Below are 14,581 nucleotides of genomic sequence, written 5' to 3'. Positions count from 1 at the left end.
TGCGCGGCGGTCTGCACACGCACACCGAAAAGGAACAGGAATGCGCGCCGTTCCATTCCCCCGACACCGGCTAGCCTTCACGCATGAGCGACTCCGCATCCGCCGCACCTCCGGCCGCCCGGATCCGGGTGCCGTTCTGGGACAACGCTCGCTTCGCCTGCATCGTGCTGGTCGTCCTCGGGCACGCCGTGCAGCGGATGACCGCGGATTCCGATGCGGCCTACGGGCTCTATCTGCTCATCTATGCCTTCCACATGCCGGCGTTCGCGATCATCTCCGGCTACTTCTCCCGCGCCGACGTCTCGAGACCAGAGCGGCTCCGGCGCGTGATCACCGATCTCATCGTGCCGTACCTGATCTTCGAGACCATCTGGGAGATCATCGCGTCGGCTCGTACCGGGCGTTTCACCTTCGACCCCACCCGACCGTCCTGGACCCTCTGGTTCCTCCTCGCCCTGGCGATCTTCCGCGTGCTGCTCCCCTACCTGGCGCTGCTGCGCTGGCCGGTGCTGTGGACCGTGCTGGCATCGATGCTGGTGGGCTATCTGCCGGGCATCGATGCCACGTTCTCGCTCTCGCGGGCCATCGGCCTGCTGCCCTTCTTCACGCTCGGGTGGTGGCTGCACGAGAACGACGTCGTGGCCCGGCTGCGGCTGATCGAACGACGCCCGGTGTGGTCACGCATCGTGGCGGCTGCGGTGCTGGTCGGCGTCTTCCTGACGTTCTGGCTGCTGGCTCCGCTGTGGCGGAGCCTCCGCACCGGAACGTGGTTCTTCTACCGGGAACCCTACGACGAGCTGCTCGCGGGAACCGGATGGCAGGGCGGCCTGGTGCGGCTCGCGCTGCTCGTGCTCGCGGTCGTGCTGTGCGGCGCCTTCCTCGCGCTCGTGCCACGCCGCGAGACGTGGTTCACCCCGCTCGGGCAGTACACCATGTACGTGTACCTGCTGCACACCTTCGTGCTCTTTCCGCTGCGCGAGGGCGGGGTCATCGCGCAGCTCGCGCCGGACGCGCTGTGGCTCCCCCTCCTGGTCCCGGCATCGGCGCTCCTCGCGGTGCTGCTCTCGAGCGCCCCCGTGCGGCGGGTGTTCCGGCCGCTGGTCGAGCCGCGCGTGCCGTGGTTGTTCCGCTCACGCTGACCGGGTACGTCGCGGAACCCGCCCGCCGTCGCGCGCAGTCCCCCACGGCGAGCGCCGTCGGCGGCCGATCGATGAGACGCCCGGCGTGCGCTCCCGGGGACGGCCGCGCCCGTCAACGGTACCGACGCTCGCCCTGCTCCGAGGCGTCCTGCCGCCGGAGCGCCGCCGAGAGATGACGGGCCGATCGGAACCCGAAGCTCATCGCCAGGGCGTCTCCGACTCTCTGCCGCGCCGCAGGAGTCGCCGTACGCCAACTCTCGTATGCGGCCACCCGCCGTCGCTCGATCTCCTCCCAGGGTGTCGTGCCCACCGCGTGGAACAGCCTGCTGAGTTGGCGCACGGAGACGTGGAGGTCGGCGGCGAGCGCCGTGCGATCGAAGTCCGGTTCCATGTACCGGCGTTCGATCCGCTCCCGCGCCCGCTGGAGCACATCGGCGTGCGGCGGCTGGAGGCCGGGCGCATCGTGCACCACGTTGACCAGCGAAGCGAGCACCGCTCCGGTGATGATCTGATTCAGGAACGACGAACCCGGCGAACGCGAGAACGCCGGCTGCGTGCTGATGGAGTTGGCCATCGCCGTGAGCAGCGCGAAGTCCTTCTGCGAGATCCGCGTCGGCCTTTCCTGGTTTCTGTCCAGTAATGATCGGTGAGCCTGCAGCGGACTGAAGTGCAGAACGTATCGCGCCCAGAGCGCCTCATTCTCGGCGGATATGGACTTCTTTCCCTGAAAGATCGCGATCTCCCGCGGGGCGAGCCGGATGGTGGCCTCCCCCACGCGCAGGGTCCCGACACCCTCGACGGAGAGGATCATGCGATAGGCCGAGAAGTCGAGCGGGATCGAACCGAGCACGCTCCTCGACGTCCAGACGCGCGCGACCGCCCACGTGGACGAGGAGACGATCTCGATCGATGAACGATCGGGGGCGACGACCGGCGACCACCCCAGCCGTGAAAGCCGTTCACGCATCGTCGCGGGATCAATCCCCGCTGCCGGGTCGTACATTCATCTCCTGCTCACATCACATCGGGGCCGTACCCGGTCTCCGAAGCAACGAGAAATCATCGTTGCCGCGGCGTCAGAGCCTCCCATGACGAGAACCCGCCGGAGCACCCAAAGCGCCCGGGGATACACAAATGGGTCGGCCCCACGACATCAACGGGCCAGGAACGCCCCCCGGAGCGATCACGCGGACGAAGACGAGGTCTACTGATCCCCTGGCGGCCGACGACAGGATCCGGCTGCCGACGAAGAAGTTCATCTGAGGGGAAACCGTGACTGAATCCGATGCTGTTGAAACTGCGCATGCCGACACACCCGCCGGCCGCATCTCTCGACGAACGATCGTGCGGGGAGCGGCGTGGTCCGTCCCGGTGATCGTCGCCTCGACGACCGTGCCGCTGGCGGCCGCTTCCGAGAACCAGCGACTGTCCTTCACGCAGAACTTCCTCCCGATGGACGCGTGCGCCACCAACTCGACCGGAACGCTTCGAGTGACCGATGTGAACGGCGCAGGGGTCGCCGGGGTCTCGGTGACGGTCACTCTGCCGACCGGTCTCCGTTGGGCAGACGGCACCACGTCGCCGAGTGCGACCTTCGTGACCGACAGCTCGGGTTACGTGCCGCTGAGCGGCCTCATCGCCGGCACCGGCACCGCGAGCACGTATCCGATCGTGGCGACGGCCTCAGGGGCGGCCGGAGCGACGACGTCGCTGCAGACCACCGCGACCCGGGGTGCAATCTACTTCTCAGGCAATGCCCGCACGCTCACCAACGCCGACACCGCAGGCGCGGTCGCCGACCCTCGGGCGATCGCGGTCACCACGACCTACGTCTACGCACAGGATGCCGCCGGGAACTGGTACTACCACTTCGGCGCCATCGACGGGCCCTGGAACAAGATCAACAACGTCCCCGCCGTCGACAAGCTGGTGGCTGGCACGGGCAACGACTACGGCTATGCCGTCTCGGGCGGGGAGGTCTATCGCTCCGCCGCGAACGCGAACGGCGTTCACCTCAGCGGCATCACGGGTGTGACAGAGCTCGTCGAGTCCGGCGGACGCCTGTTCGCCATCGATGACACCGAAACGCTGCAGCGCCGCTACCTCACCGACGCGGCCTGGACCCAGGTGCTCGTCGACGGCACGACGCCGCTGCAGCCGCTCGGCAACATCTCCCACCTCAGCTCCAACCAGGGCGGCGGCTACGGGTGGGCCATCTCCGGCACCGACATCTACTACATCCTGGACAACAACCGCGCCTACCTGTCCACGACGACAGCCAACAAGCCCGCCAATCCCGTCCAGCTCGGGATCGGAGCGGCCTGGGCCTACGTCCGCGACGCGGACGGCAGCGTGTGGTCGCACCCGACGGCCAGCGCCGGCGACTGGAAGCAGCTCACCGGGCTCCCCGCAGGAGGCGCGACCAGCATCGTCTCGAACCGCGGCGGGGACTATCTGTGGGCACTCGCGGACGGCAAGCTCTACTGGTCGGCCAACGCGACCAACTTCTTCCCGTCCGACTCGGCGAGCGCGCTCCCGAGCCCGATCGTCGACTACGCCGTCGGCGCCGGCTGGGTATACGCACGCCTCGCAGACGGCAGCGTCTACTCGCACGCGGCCGCCGCTGACGGGCCGTGGTACCGCATGACGGGCAGCCCGGGCGACACCGTCCGCGATGTCACCACCAACTTCGGTGACTACGCCTGGTTCATCGCCGAGAAGAACCAGGCCTGCTGACACCGGGGATCAGCGTGTCCAGAGGAGGTGGTCACCCGGACGGGTGGCCACCTCCTCTGCCGCGGTGCCGCGCTCCGCGCCTGCCGCACTCACCGGCGGCCCTTCCCGTGGCGGCAGCGGTCAGGAGGGGTCAGGAAGGGTCAGGAGAACAGCCCGGCGCCGACGAAAGATCCGGGCTCCGCGCCGGGCGGGATCGCCCAGACACCGGAACCGACGTGGCGGATGTACTCGTTCAACGCGTCCGTCGAGAGACGCCGCTGGAGCGCGATGAAGTGCGCAGGATCACGTTGATACGACAGAAAGAACAGACCGGCGTCGAGACGCCCGAGTGCGTTGTTGCCGTCCACGTAGTTGTATCCGCGCCGCAGAATGCGGATACCGTCGTTGAGGTCGGGGTGCGCGAGGCGCACGTGACTCGTGGGGTCGATCAGCGGTGCGCCGGCCGCGTCATGCGCCGAGAAGTCCGGCGCGGTGAACTCGCCGCCACCCGAGAGGGGCGCACCCTCCCCCTTGTCCCGCCCGATGATGCGGTTCTGCTCGGCGAGGCGCACGCGGTCCCAGGTCTCGATCAGCATCGCGATGCGCCGCGCGACGAGATACGTCCCGCCGCCCAGCCATGCCGGCCCGTCATCCGCTGGCACCCAGACGTGCGCATCGAGGGCGTCGCGGTCGTCGGCGAGGATGTTGGCCGTGCCGTCCTTGTAGCCGAACAGGTTGCGCGGCGTCGCCTGATCGCTGCTGGTGCGGGATGTGCGGCCGAAGCCGAGTTGCGACCAGCGCAGACGCGCGCGGCCGAACGCGATGCGGCTCAGGTTGCGCACGGCGTGCACGGCGACCTGCGGGTCGTCTGCGCATGCCTGGACGCACAGGTCCCCGCCGGAGCGCGCTGGATCGAGATCGTCGCCGAGGAAGGCGGGCAGCGCGGCCAGCCCCGCGGGACGGCGATCAGAGACGCCGAACCGGTCTCCCTCCGCGTCGAACAGGCCGGGACCGAATCCGATCGTGACGGTCAACCGTGCGGCGGGAAGGCCCAGCGCCTCACCGGTGTCGTCCGGCGGCGCCTCCGGGGAGCCTCCGACCGCGCCCGTCGCGCTCACGTCCAGCCCCTGGGTGATGCGCGATGCGGCATACGTCCAGTCCTGCAGCAGCTCGATCAGATCGCCGCGGGTCGCCGCGGGCATCATGTCGAAGGACGCGAAGTGCAGGTGATCTTGCACCTCGGTGGTGATCCCTGCCTGGTGGGCCCCGAAGAACGCATGCGGCTGATGGTCTCCGTCCCCCCGGCCCGCCGCGGCGGTGTATCCGGCGGCGGCCCCGACGCCCAGGGCGAGCCCGGCCGCACCAGAGCCGAGCGCGAGCCCGAGCAGGCCACGCCTGCTCAAGCTCGCGCCGGTGGCGGCCTCCGGGGCCCGATCAGGGGCGGCGGGCCCTGTACCGTCGCCCCCGCTCGGGGGCGACGGTACAGGGCTGTCCTGCGGTGCGCTCATATCCGGAGGACAGGCCTTCAGCCCAGGATGTTGGCGGTGAGCTGCGAGAGCGGCTCGGCCAGCGCGTTGATCAGGTCGGACAGCTCGCGGGTCTCCGCCGCCGAGAGATCGGAGTAGTCGACGAACCCGGCATCCAGCGAGCCGTGGGCGGCCAGGGCGTCTTCGAGCGCCGCATAGCCGGCCTCGATGTCTGTCACCAGGGTGTCCCCGTCGTCGCCCTTCGACGCCGCGAAGTCACGAACCAGGCTGAAGGCCATCTTCGAGCCCTCCACGTTCGCGGCGAAGTCGTAGAGGTCTGTCCCGCTCCACCAGTCCTCCTCGCCGGTGATCTTGCCGGTGGCGACCTCGTCGAGGAGCGCGATCGCACCGTTCGAGATGCCGCCGATGCCCTGTTCGTCGAGCGCCGCGAGGAAGTCGTCCGAGTGCACGTAGTCGTACAGCTCCTGGACGTCGGCGATCAGCTGTGCACCGAACTCGGCGCGCTGCTCGGGCGTGGACGGCTCCCAGCCCTGCCACGCGGGGGTGTCATCCGCGTTGACGGCATCCTTCGCGGGAACCCAGAGGTCCTTCTCGATGCGGTGGAAGCCGGTCCACGGCAGGTTCTCGGCGAGCGCATCGACCTCGCGGTAGTCGATGCGCGGGTCGAGGTCGCCGAGCGCCTCGGCAACCGGCTCGATCCGCTCGTAGAAGGTACGCACCAGCGGGAACTGCTCCCGCGCGGCATCATCGTCCGCTGCGACGTACCGGTCGACGAAGTCCTCGACGGCGGGCAGCAGCTGACCGACCTGATCCTTGACGAATGCGGCGTAGAGGTCGACGGCGACCTGCTTCTGCTCGGCGTCCGCTCCGGTCAGCGCCACCGCGTCGCCGGAGACGGAGAACCCGGTGCGGCCGACGCCCTCGCCGATCATGCCGGGCTTGCAGAGTGTGAAGTACTCGCCCGGCTGCGCGGTGAGGGTGAGCGTGCGCGACGCACCGGGGGCGATGTTCTCGACCTCCCCGACGATACGAAGCCCATCGTCGGCGAGAAGGTAGAACTCGGTGACCTGGTCGCCCTCGTTCGCGACCTCGAACACGAGGGTCCCGCTGGTCGCGGAGGCCCCGGAGACCGTGCAGTCGTCGGCGGTCGAGGTGACCTGCAGGGTGTTGCCCTCGGCGAGGTCGGCTTTTGCCACGCAGCCGCCCAGGACGAGTGCGGCCGCACCGGCGACGGCGACGACAGCGGCTCCGCGCCGCGCCGGTGAAGAGAGAACGATCATGCTGATGCTCCTGGTGATGGGATGGGAACCGATGGGGCAGATGGGTTCGCGGCGGTCCCGGCCGGGCCGCCCGCACGCGGGACACGACGGCGCAGGACACCGCGAAGGTAGAGAGAGCCGACGACGACGATGTACAGCGCCCAGGCGATCACCTGGAGCCACGTCATCCGGGGCATGAAACCGATCGTCGCCTGCAGAATCGTGGCGAGGACGCCGGTCGGCTGGACGACGGCGCTCACGTCGAACGCCCAGCCCAGCGGCAGACCGGCCCAGCCCACCAGCACAGCGCCGGTGGCCGGATCGACCGGCGCCCCGGCACCGAAGGGACCGGGGAGGGCTCTGGCCTCCTGAAGGTCGTGGATCGCATAGGCGAGCACGCCGGCCGCCACGATCACGAGGAACGCGCCCGTCCAGGTGAGGAACTTCCCGACGTCCAGGCGCAGCGCGCCACGGGTGATGAGCCACCCGCCCAGCACGGCGACGGCGAGGCCGAGCAGCGCTCCGATCAGGGCTCCCTCGCCATCGCCGAACGACTGGACCATCGACCACAGCAGCAGCGTCGTCTCGACGCCCTCGCGCGCGACCGACACGAATCCGACGGCCACGATCGCCCACAGCCCGCCATCGGTGAGAGCGCGATCGATGGACCCTTCGAGGTGTCTGCGCATGTCACGGCCCGCGCGCTGCATCCAGAACACCATCCAGGTGACCATCGCCACGGCCAGCAGCGACAGGCCTCCCCCGATCAGCTCCTGCCCCTCGAAGGTGAGCGCGTAGGCGCCGAAGGTGAAGACCGCCCCGATGCCCAGCGCCAAGGCCACGGCCAGCACAACGCCGACCCAGAGCCGGGGAAGCACATCGGCACGGCCGACGCGGCGCAGATATGCCACGAGGATGCCAACGATGAGCGCGGCTTCGAGGCCCTCACGGAGCCCGATGAGAAAGGCGGCGAACACGGTGGCGACTGCTTTCCGACAGATACGGCGAGGTTCGCCCACTAAGGCAAGGCGAACCTAAGAACTGTACGCCTGTTGCCGCGGCCCGCGAAACCACCCGGCCGGAGAAATCCCGAGCGGCGGGCCGTCCAGATCAGCGAGCGGCGCCGGCGGAGACCGCCCGCCGCCAGGAGTGCACGATCAGCATCAGCAGCAGCACGAGGATCGTGATGTCCGCGGCGATGTAGCCGTAGTGCAGCAGCGACGGCCCCGGGTCGCCGCCCGCGATGATGATGTCGCTGCGCGCTGCCAGGAGCGGCCGGACGACCACAGACTGCACGGCGAGCACCAGCCACAGGCCGCCGAGCAGCAGCCAGCCGCTTCGGTTCTCCCGCTCCGGAACGAGGGCGAGCGCTGTCAGCGCGATCAGCAGCGCCAGGCCCGCGATGCCCAACGCCACGAACACCAGCCGCCCGATGCCCAGGCCCAGCGGCACCGTGATGCCGGGGGCCTGGAACTTCAGCGGTGTCTCCAGGAAGGACAGCCCCAGGATCAGCCCCATCCAGACCGCAGGCAGGACGACGCGAAGAGCAGGCACGATGCGCATGCCGCCAGGGTAACGAACGGAAACACACGTGCGGATTCCGGACGGCCGTTCATAGCCTCGAAGAATGTCAGACCTCAACCTCCCGATCCTCGACCTGTCCCTCCTCGACCAGGGAGCGGAGGCGGCGGAACGCTTCCGCGAGCAGTTGCGCGCGGCCACCCACGACGTCGGTTTCTTCTATCTCACAGGAACCGGGGTGACGCCAGAGCTGGAGAGCAGGCTGCTGGCGGCGGCGCAGGCGTTCTTCGCGCTGCCGGAAGCGGACAAGCTCGCGATCGAGAACCTGCAGAGCCCGCACTTCCGCGGGTACACCCGCGTCGGCGGCGAGCTCACCCAGGGCAGGGTCGACTGGCGCGAGCAGATCGACATCGGCCCGGAGCGCGATGCGGTCACCGACCCCGAAGCCCCGGACTTCACGCGCCTCACCGGACCGAACCTGTGGCCCCAGGCTCAGCCGGAGCTGCGTGCCGTGGTCGAGGAGTGGCAGGACCACCTCGCCGGCATCGCCCGCAAGCTGCTGCGCGCCTGGGCTCTGGCGCTTGGTGCACCGGAGTCCTACTTCGACGACCACTTCGGTGACCCCTCGACCCTGCTGAAGATCGTGCGCTATCCCGGCACAGACGAGCCGTCCCAGGGCGTCGGCGCCCACAAGGACTCCGGCGTGCTGACGCTGCTGTGGGTGGAGCCTGGCAAGGGCGGCCTGCAGGTCGAGCGCGACGGCGAGTGGGTCGACGCTCCCCCGGTGCCGGGGGCCTTCGTGGTGAACATCGGCGAGATGCTCGAGTACGCCACCGGCGGATACCTGACCGCGACCAACCATCGGGTGATCTCGCCGCGGTTCCCCGATGAGCGCATCTCGGTGCCGTATTTCTTCAACCCCGCGCTCGACGCGGTGCTCCCCCTGATCGAGCTGCCCGCAGAGCTGGCAGCGCAGGCGCCCGGAGTGACGCAGGACCCGGCAAACCCGATCCACGGCCTCTACGGCGAGAACGCGCTGAAGTCGCGCCTGCGCGCTCACCCCGACGTCGCGGAACGGTGGCACGCCGACCTGCTGACCGCCCGCTCCTGATCGCCGCTCCGTGGGCGCTCCCGCAGCGCCCACGGAGCGAGAGCAGAGACGACGAAGGCCGCCCCACACCCGGGGCGGCCTTCAAGAAGTTTGATGCGATTGAACGCTGATCGCGCTTAGCGGCGCAGACCCAGGCGCTCGATCAGCGAGCGGTAACGCTCGATGTCGACGTCCTGGAGGTAGCCGAGCAGACGGCGGCGCTGACCAACGAGCAGGAACAGCCCACGACGCGAGTGGTGGTCGTGCTTGTGCTCCTTGAGGTGCTCGGTGAGGTCCTTGATGCGCTGCGTCAGCATCGCGACCTGCACCTCGGGGGAACCGGTGTCACCGGGGTGCGTCGCGTACTCTTCGATGATCGCCTTCTTGACTTCTGCATCCAGTGCCATAAAGCGGTCCCCTCTCTCTCGTTGCGCGGTGCCCGACGCCTGATGCGCGAGCTCTCTTCATCCGCGGCCGATCTAACGGCAACCGAAGAAGTCTATCAGCACCGCGGCCCTGACAACCGCCGGTAGCCTCGATGGGGTGAACATGAGCGCGCCGCGGGGGCTTCTTATCGATCTGCGCCCGTTCCGGGCCAGCGCGGCATACACCCGTCTGTGGATCGGGTCGACGCTCGCGGGACTCGGCGGGCAGCTCACGATCGTCGCCGTGATGCTGCACGTGTTCGACCTCACCGGCAGCACCTTCGCGGTGTCGATGATCGCCGTGGCGGGGCTGCTCCCCATGATGGTCGCCGGCCTGTTCGGCGGGATGCTGGCGGACGCCCACGACCGTCGCCTGATCGCGCTCATCGCCGCCACCGTCACGTTCGCCTCGACGGCTCTCCTGGCCGTGCTCACCTGGACGGGCAACGACACGGTCTGGTGGCTGTACGCGCTGAGCATCGTCAACGCGGTCGGCAACTCGATCGGGATGGCCACCCGCACCGCGATCATCCCGCGCCTGCTGCCCCGCGATCTCCTGGCCGCAGCGTCCGCCCTCACCGGCGTCACGTACGGCGTGATGATGCTCGCAGGGCCCGCACTCGCCGGGTTCCTGGTGCAGACGACCGGGTTCCGCTGGACCTATACGATCGACGTCTTCCTCATGCTGGCGATGTTCCTCGGCCTGTGGACCCTGCCGTCGCTCAAGCCGGATGGCGAGACGGTGCGCCCGGGGCTGGCCTCCCTCGTTGACGGGTGGCGGTTCCTCCGCCGAGCGCGCAACATCCGCACCCAGTACGTGCTCGACATCATCGCGATGACCTTCGGTCAGCCTCTCGCCCTGTTCCCCGCCCTCGGCACGGTCCTGCTCGGCGGCGGAGCTGCGACGACCGGCCTGTTGACGGCATCGATCGCGGCCGGGGCCTTCCTCTGCAGCCTGTTCTCCGGGCGTCTGGTGGGCTATCGCTGGCACGGGCGCGGCATCGAGCGAGCCGTGCAGGTCTACGGCATCAGCATCCTGCTGTTCGGGGCGGTTCTGCTGATCGGAACCGGATTCCCGGCCAGCACGACCGCCCCCAACACGGTGCTGCTCGTCGCCGCATGCGCGGCGCTCGCCCTCTCCGGCGCGGCCGACAACGTCAGCATGATCTACCGCTCGACGATGATGCAGTCCGCGGTGCCCGACACGATGCGCGGCCGTCTGCAGGCCGTCTTCGTGGTGGTCGTCGCAGGCGGTCCACGCGTGGGCGCCCTCTACGCGGGAACGCTCGCCACGGCGGTCGCCCTGTGGTTCCCGCCGCTGCTGGGCGGGCTCATCGTGGTCGTTCTCGCCGCCGTGGTGGCCTCGCGCACGCCGGGTTTCCGCGCCTATGACGCGCAGAACCCCGTTCCATGAGGGCAGGGAACGGGGTTCTGCGCAGGCCGTTGGCTCAGCCGACCGCGATCAGGTCGATGATGAAGATCAGGGTCTTGCCGCTGAGGAAGTGGCCGGATCCGGCCGGGCCGTAGGCGAGCTGCGGCGGGATGACGAGCTCGCGGCGTCCTCCGACCTTCATGCCGGGGATGCCCTCCTGCCAGCCCTGGATGAGGCCGCGGAGCGGGAACTGGATGGACTCCCCGCGGTTCCACGACGAGTCGAACTCCTCGCCGGTGTCGTACTCGACGCCGGCGTAGTGCACGGTGACGGTGTCGCCGGGCTTGGCCTCGGCGCCGTCGCCGACGATCAGGTCGCGGATGACGAGCTCGGTGGGAGCCGGGCCGGAGGGGGCATCGAATTCAGGCTTGGTTCGATCGGTCATGGCTCCATACAACCCGAGCACCGGGGCGTGGTCAACGCGAACGCTCCGCTGAGGGCGAACGCGGCCCGCCGTCCCCCCGTTCCCCAACTCAGGCAGAACCCCCGCAAACCCCCGATATCCGCGGATATCGGGGGTTGCGGGTCGTATGTGCCTGAGTTGGGAGAATGTCTGGCCCGTCAGTCACGGTCCGAAACATCGCGGCCGAGCCGCTGCGACACCCACACCGGTATGAACGAGAGGAGGATGACCACGGTGGCCACCACATTGACCACGTTGGCCTCGTTCGGCCGGGCCATCTGGTTCATGATCCACAACGGCAGCGTGTCGACGCCGGGCGGCGCGGTGAAGATCGTGACGTAGACCTCGTCGAAGCTCAGGGCGAAGGCGAGGATCGCGCCGGCGATCAGCGCGCTGCGGAACTGCGGGAACGTGACCATGCGGAACGTCTGCCACGGGGTGGCGCCCAGATCCTGGGACGCCTCCTCCAGGCTCGGGTTGAGCCGACGCAGTCGCGCGAGGACGTTGTTGAACACCATCACGATGCAGAAGGTTCCGTGCGCGATGATCATCCCGTAGAAGCCCACCTGGATGCCGATGGGCTCGAGCATGCGGTTGTAGGTGTTGTTCAGGGCGACACCGGTGACGATGCCGGGAAGGGCGATCGGCAGCACCACGAGCAGGTTCACCGCGCGCTGCCCGAAGAAACGGTACCGCTGCAGCGCGAAGGCCACGAGCGTGCCGAGGATCACGGCGATCACCGTGGCCCCCGCCGCGACCAGCAGGGAGTTGAGCAGGGCGTCGCGCACCGGCTGGCTCGTGAAGGCCCGGACCCACCACTGCAGGGAGAAGTCGGATACCGGCCAGCTGGCGATGCGAGCGGCGTTGAACGAGTTCAGCACCACGAGCATCAACGGCACGTACATGAAGGCCAGGATCACGGCGACGAGGGCGCCGAGGACCACCTTCGCGGGGCGGGACAGTCTCAGCATGCTCCGCTCACATCCTTTCCAGGGCGCCGGTGCGCTGCACGCTCACCAGATAGATCACGACGAACACGATCGGCACGAGCGAGAATGCGGCAGCGAGCGGCGGGTTGAGGTTGATGTTGGATGCGATGACGCTCCCGATCATCTGCGTCGAGCCGCCGACGAACTTCGCGACCAGGTAGTCGCCGAGGCTGAGCGAGAACGTGAACACCGAGCCGGCGATGATCGCCGGCTTGATCAGCGGCAGCACGACGGTGCGGATGGTCCGCCAGGACCCGGCGCCCAGGTCGGCCGCCGCGTCGAACAGGTTCGGCGGCAGCTGGCGGATCGCCGTGTATACCGGAACGGCCATATACGGCAGCCAGAGGTAGGTGAGCGTGATCACCACGGTCACGGCGGTGAATCCGGGGCCGTGCATCCCCAGCGGAGAGACTGCCCAGTTGAAGAACCCCTCCTCGGTGAACGTGATGCGCATCGCCAGGACCTTCACCAGATACCCCGCCCAGAGGGGAAGGGTGATCGACACCGCCAGCACGGCACGCAGCCACGGCGAGGCCACCTTCGCCATGAAGATGCCGAGCGGCACCGAGATGAGGATCGACAGCGCGGTGACCGCGAGCGCGATGCCCAGGGTGCGGAGCGAGGTGGAGAGGTAGGCCGGGTTGGTCACCAGCATCTCGAAGCTGCGCAGCGTGAAGCCGGGCTTGACCTTCGAGGTGAAGGGGTCGACGACCCAGAACGCGGTGGCCAGCAGCAGTGCCAGCGAGAAAATGTAGATGCCGATCAGCCAGGCCATCGGGAGGGCCAGGAGCCCGGCGAGCCGTGCGCGACGTTTCATGTCGGTCCTGTCGTCGATGCGAGTCTTCGGGGAGCGCCGGGGCGGGATGCCCCGCCCCGGCGCCGAGGGTCAGCCCTTGACGGTGAGCCAGGCGTCCGTCCACTGCTGGAAGTTGGTGCAGACGGCCTCGTCGGCGGTACGGCCGTCGATGCACTGCTCGATCGGGGTGGTCCAGAACCAGACCTTCTCGAAGTACTCCTCGTTGGTGGCGTTGTAGTAGTCGCAGTGCGCCGTGGCCTCGTCGCTGGTGTCGCAGAACGCGGCATTGGCCGGCGCCATGCCGAAGTTCATCGCGATCGCGCCGTTGACCTCCGGCGAGGAGGAGTAGTCCATCCAGGCGTACGCGCAGTTGGGGTGCTCGGACTCCGCAGCGAGCATCCAGGCGTCCGACCAGCCGGTCGAGCCCTCCTCCGGCAGCACGCTCTTGAACTTCTCGTCCTCGGTGAGCTTGCGCAGCACCTCCCACGATGTGCCGAGCACCGTCGTGCCGCCGGCGAACGAGGTGATCTGCGCAGCAGGGTCCGACCAGTACTCCGACACGATGCCGTTCTGCTGCTTGAGCAGGTCGACGGCCGCGGCCAGCTGCGTCTCGTCCAGGGCGTAGGGGTTCTTGATGCCCAGCTCCGGGTTGTGCGCCATGAGGTAGACCGCCGCATCGGCGATGTAGATCGGCGCGTCATAGGCGATGACCTTGCCGGCATACGGGCTGTCCGCCTCCCACGCGACGGCCCAGCTGGTGGGCTCCTCGGTGACGACGTCACTGTTGTACTGCAGGATGTTCGCCCCGCGACCGATCGGGATGCCATAGGACTTGCCGTTGATGGTGTCGTAGATCTGCCCCTTCATGCCCTCGACGATGTCGTCGCCGAAGTTGGGGATCAGGTCGAGGTTGAGCGGCTGCACGTCGCCGCCGGCGATGAGGCGCAGGCTTGCGTCGCCCGAGGCCGAGACGAGGTCGTAGTCTCCGGTGCGCATGAGCTGGACCATCTCGTCGCTGGTGCCCGCGACGCGACGGTTCACGACGCACCCGGTCTCTGCGGTGAACGCGTCGCTCCAGGCCGGCTCGACGAAGCCGGACCAGGCGACGATGTTCACCGCGCCCTCCATCTCGCCGAGCTCGTCCACCATCGGGACGTCGGGGACGTCGATGGAGAGGCCGCCGCCTCCCCCGCCGGTGTCGCCGGAACAGGCCGTGAGGGCCAGGAGTGCAGCCGCGGTCATCGCTCCGGCGGCCAGGATCTTCTTTCGCATGGGATCGCTCCTTCGGGATCGTGCTTGTCTGGGTGGTGGTGGTGCAGGTCTTC

14 protein-coding genes are annotated in these 14,581 nt (G+C 68.7%); 4 read left to right on the top strand and 10 right to left on the bottom strand.

Annotated features, from left to right (window positions below):
- Positions 1-83 precede the first annotated feature (83 nt).
- Complete coding sequence (locus AC3RXY_RS08020) at positions 84-1,139, top strand: acyltransferase family protein (protein WP_491510374.1); 1,056 nt, start codon at positions 84-86, stop codon at positions 1,137-1,139.
- Between the two features lie 112 nt (positions 1,140-1,251).
- On the opposite strand, the gene AC3RXY_RS08015 is transcribed toward AC3RXY_RS08020, so the two are convergent.
- Complete coding sequence (locus tag AC3RXY_RS08015; RefSeq protein ID WP_491510373.1) at positions 1,252-2,106, bottom strand: helix-turn-helix domain-containing protein; 855 nt, start codon at positions 2,104-2,106, stop codon at positions 1,252-1,254.
- Positions 2,107-2,411: 305 nt separating this feature from the next.
- On the opposite strand from AC3RXY_RS08015, the gene AC3RXY_RS08010 reads away from it, so the two are divergent.
- Positions 2,412-3,875, top strand: coding sequence for an Ig-like domain-containing protein (locus tag AC3RXY_RS08010; RefSeq protein WP_491510372.1), 1,464 nt, complete (start codon positions 2,412-2,414; stop codon positions 3,873-3,875).
- Between the two features lie 140 nt (positions 3,876-4,015).
- On the opposite strand, the gene efeB is transcribed toward AC3RXY_RS08010, so the two are convergent.
- The 4 genes from efeB to AC3RXY_RS07990 all read right to left on the bottom strand — a co-directional run bounded on the left by efeB (position 4,016) and on the right by AC3RXY_RS07990 (position 8,163).
- Complete coding sequence (gene efeB, locus AC3RXY_RS08005) at positions 4,016-5,362, bottom strand: iron uptake transporter deferrochelatase/peroxidase subunit (RefSeq protein WP_491510371.1); 1,347 nt, start codon at positions 5,360-5,362, stop codon at positions 4,016-4,018.
- Between the two features lie 17 nt (positions 5,363-5,379).
- Positions 5,380-6,621 (bottom strand): iron uptake system protein EfeO, encoded by a 1,242-nt coding sequence (gene efeO / locus AC3RXY_RS08000; protein ID WP_491510370.1) that lies wholly within the window; start codon positions 6,619-6,621, stop codon positions 5,380-5,382.
- Positions 6,618-7,577, bottom strand: coding sequence for an iron uptake transporter permease EfeU (gene efeU / locus AC3RXY_RS07995; RefSeq protein ID WP_491510369.1), 960 nt, complete (start codon positions 7,575-7,577; stop codon positions 6,618-6,620). Before efeU ends, efeO begins: the two co-directional genes overlap by 4 nt.
- Before the next feature lie 133 nt (positions 7,578-7,710).
- Positions 7,711-8,163, bottom strand: coding sequence for a hypothetical protein (locus AC3RXY_RS07990; RefSeq protein WP_491510368.1), 453 nt, complete (start codon positions 8,161-8,163; stop codon positions 7,711-7,713).
- 64 nt (positions 8,164-8,227) lie between these two features.
- Here AC3RXY_RS07990 and AC3RXY_RS07985 point away from each other — a divergent pair, with 64 nt between their 5' ends.
- Complete coding sequence (locus tag AC3RXY_RS07985) at positions 8,228-9,232, top strand: isopenicillin N synthase family dioxygenase (protein ID WP_491510367.1); 1,005 nt, start codon at positions 8,228-8,230, stop codon at positions 9,230-9,232.
- 116 nt (positions 9,233-9,348) lie between these two features.
- Here the strand turns inward: AC3RXY_RS07985 and rpsO are convergent, their stop codons facing one another.
- Positions 9,349-9,618, bottom strand: coding sequence for a 30S ribosomal protein S15 (gene rpsO / locus AC3RXY_RS07980; RefSeq protein WP_491510366.1), 270 nt, complete (start codon positions 9,616-9,618; stop codon positions 9,349-9,351).
- A 142-nt stretch (positions 9,619-9,760) separates the two neighbouring features.
- Here rpsO and AC3RXY_RS07975 point away from each other — a divergent pair, with 142 nt between their 5' ends.
- Positions 9,761-11,050, top strand: coding sequence for an MFS transporter (locus AC3RXY_RS07975; RefSeq protein ID WP_491510365.1), 1,290 nt, complete (start codon positions 9,761-9,763; stop codon positions 11,048-11,050).
- Between the two features lie 34 nt (positions 11,051-11,084).
- On the opposite strand, the gene AC3RXY_RS07970 is transcribed toward AC3RXY_RS07975, so the two are convergent.
- The 4 genes from AC3RXY_RS07970 to AC3RXY_RS07955 form a co-directional block, all read right to left on the bottom strand.
- On the bottom strand, positions 11,085-11,453 hold the full coding sequence (locus AC3RXY_RS07970) for an FKBP-type peptidyl-prolyl cis-trans isomerase (protein ID WP_491510364.1): 369 nt from the start codon (positions 11,451-11,453) through the stop codon (positions 11,085-11,087).
- Positions 11,454-11,629: 176 nt separating this feature from the next.
- The gene (locus tag AC3RXY_RS07965; protein ID WP_491510363.1) at positions 11,630-12,442 is read right to left on the bottom strand and encodes an ABC transporter permease; all 813 of its coding nucleotides are present in this window, start codon (positions 12,440-12,442) and stop codon (positions 11,630-11,632) included.
- Between the two features lie 7 nt (positions 12,443-12,449).
- A complete protein-coding gene (locus AC3RXY_RS07960; protein ID WP_491510362.1) occupies positions 12,450-13,277 on the bottom strand; it encodes an ABC transporter permease in 828 nt (275 codons plus the stop codon).
- Positions 13,278-13,346: 69 nt separating this feature from the next.
- Positions 13,347-14,528, bottom strand: coding sequence for an extracellular solute-binding protein (locus AC3RXY_RS07955; RefSeq protein WP_491510361.1), 1,182 nt, complete (start codon positions 14,526-14,528; stop codon positions 13,347-13,349).
- Between the last annotated feature and the right edge of the window lie 53 nt (positions 14,529-14,581).

The sequence above is a fragment of the Microbacterium longlingense genome, from assembly GCF_058349825.2.
This window is presented reverse-complemented; position numbering and strand designations above follow the sequence as displayed.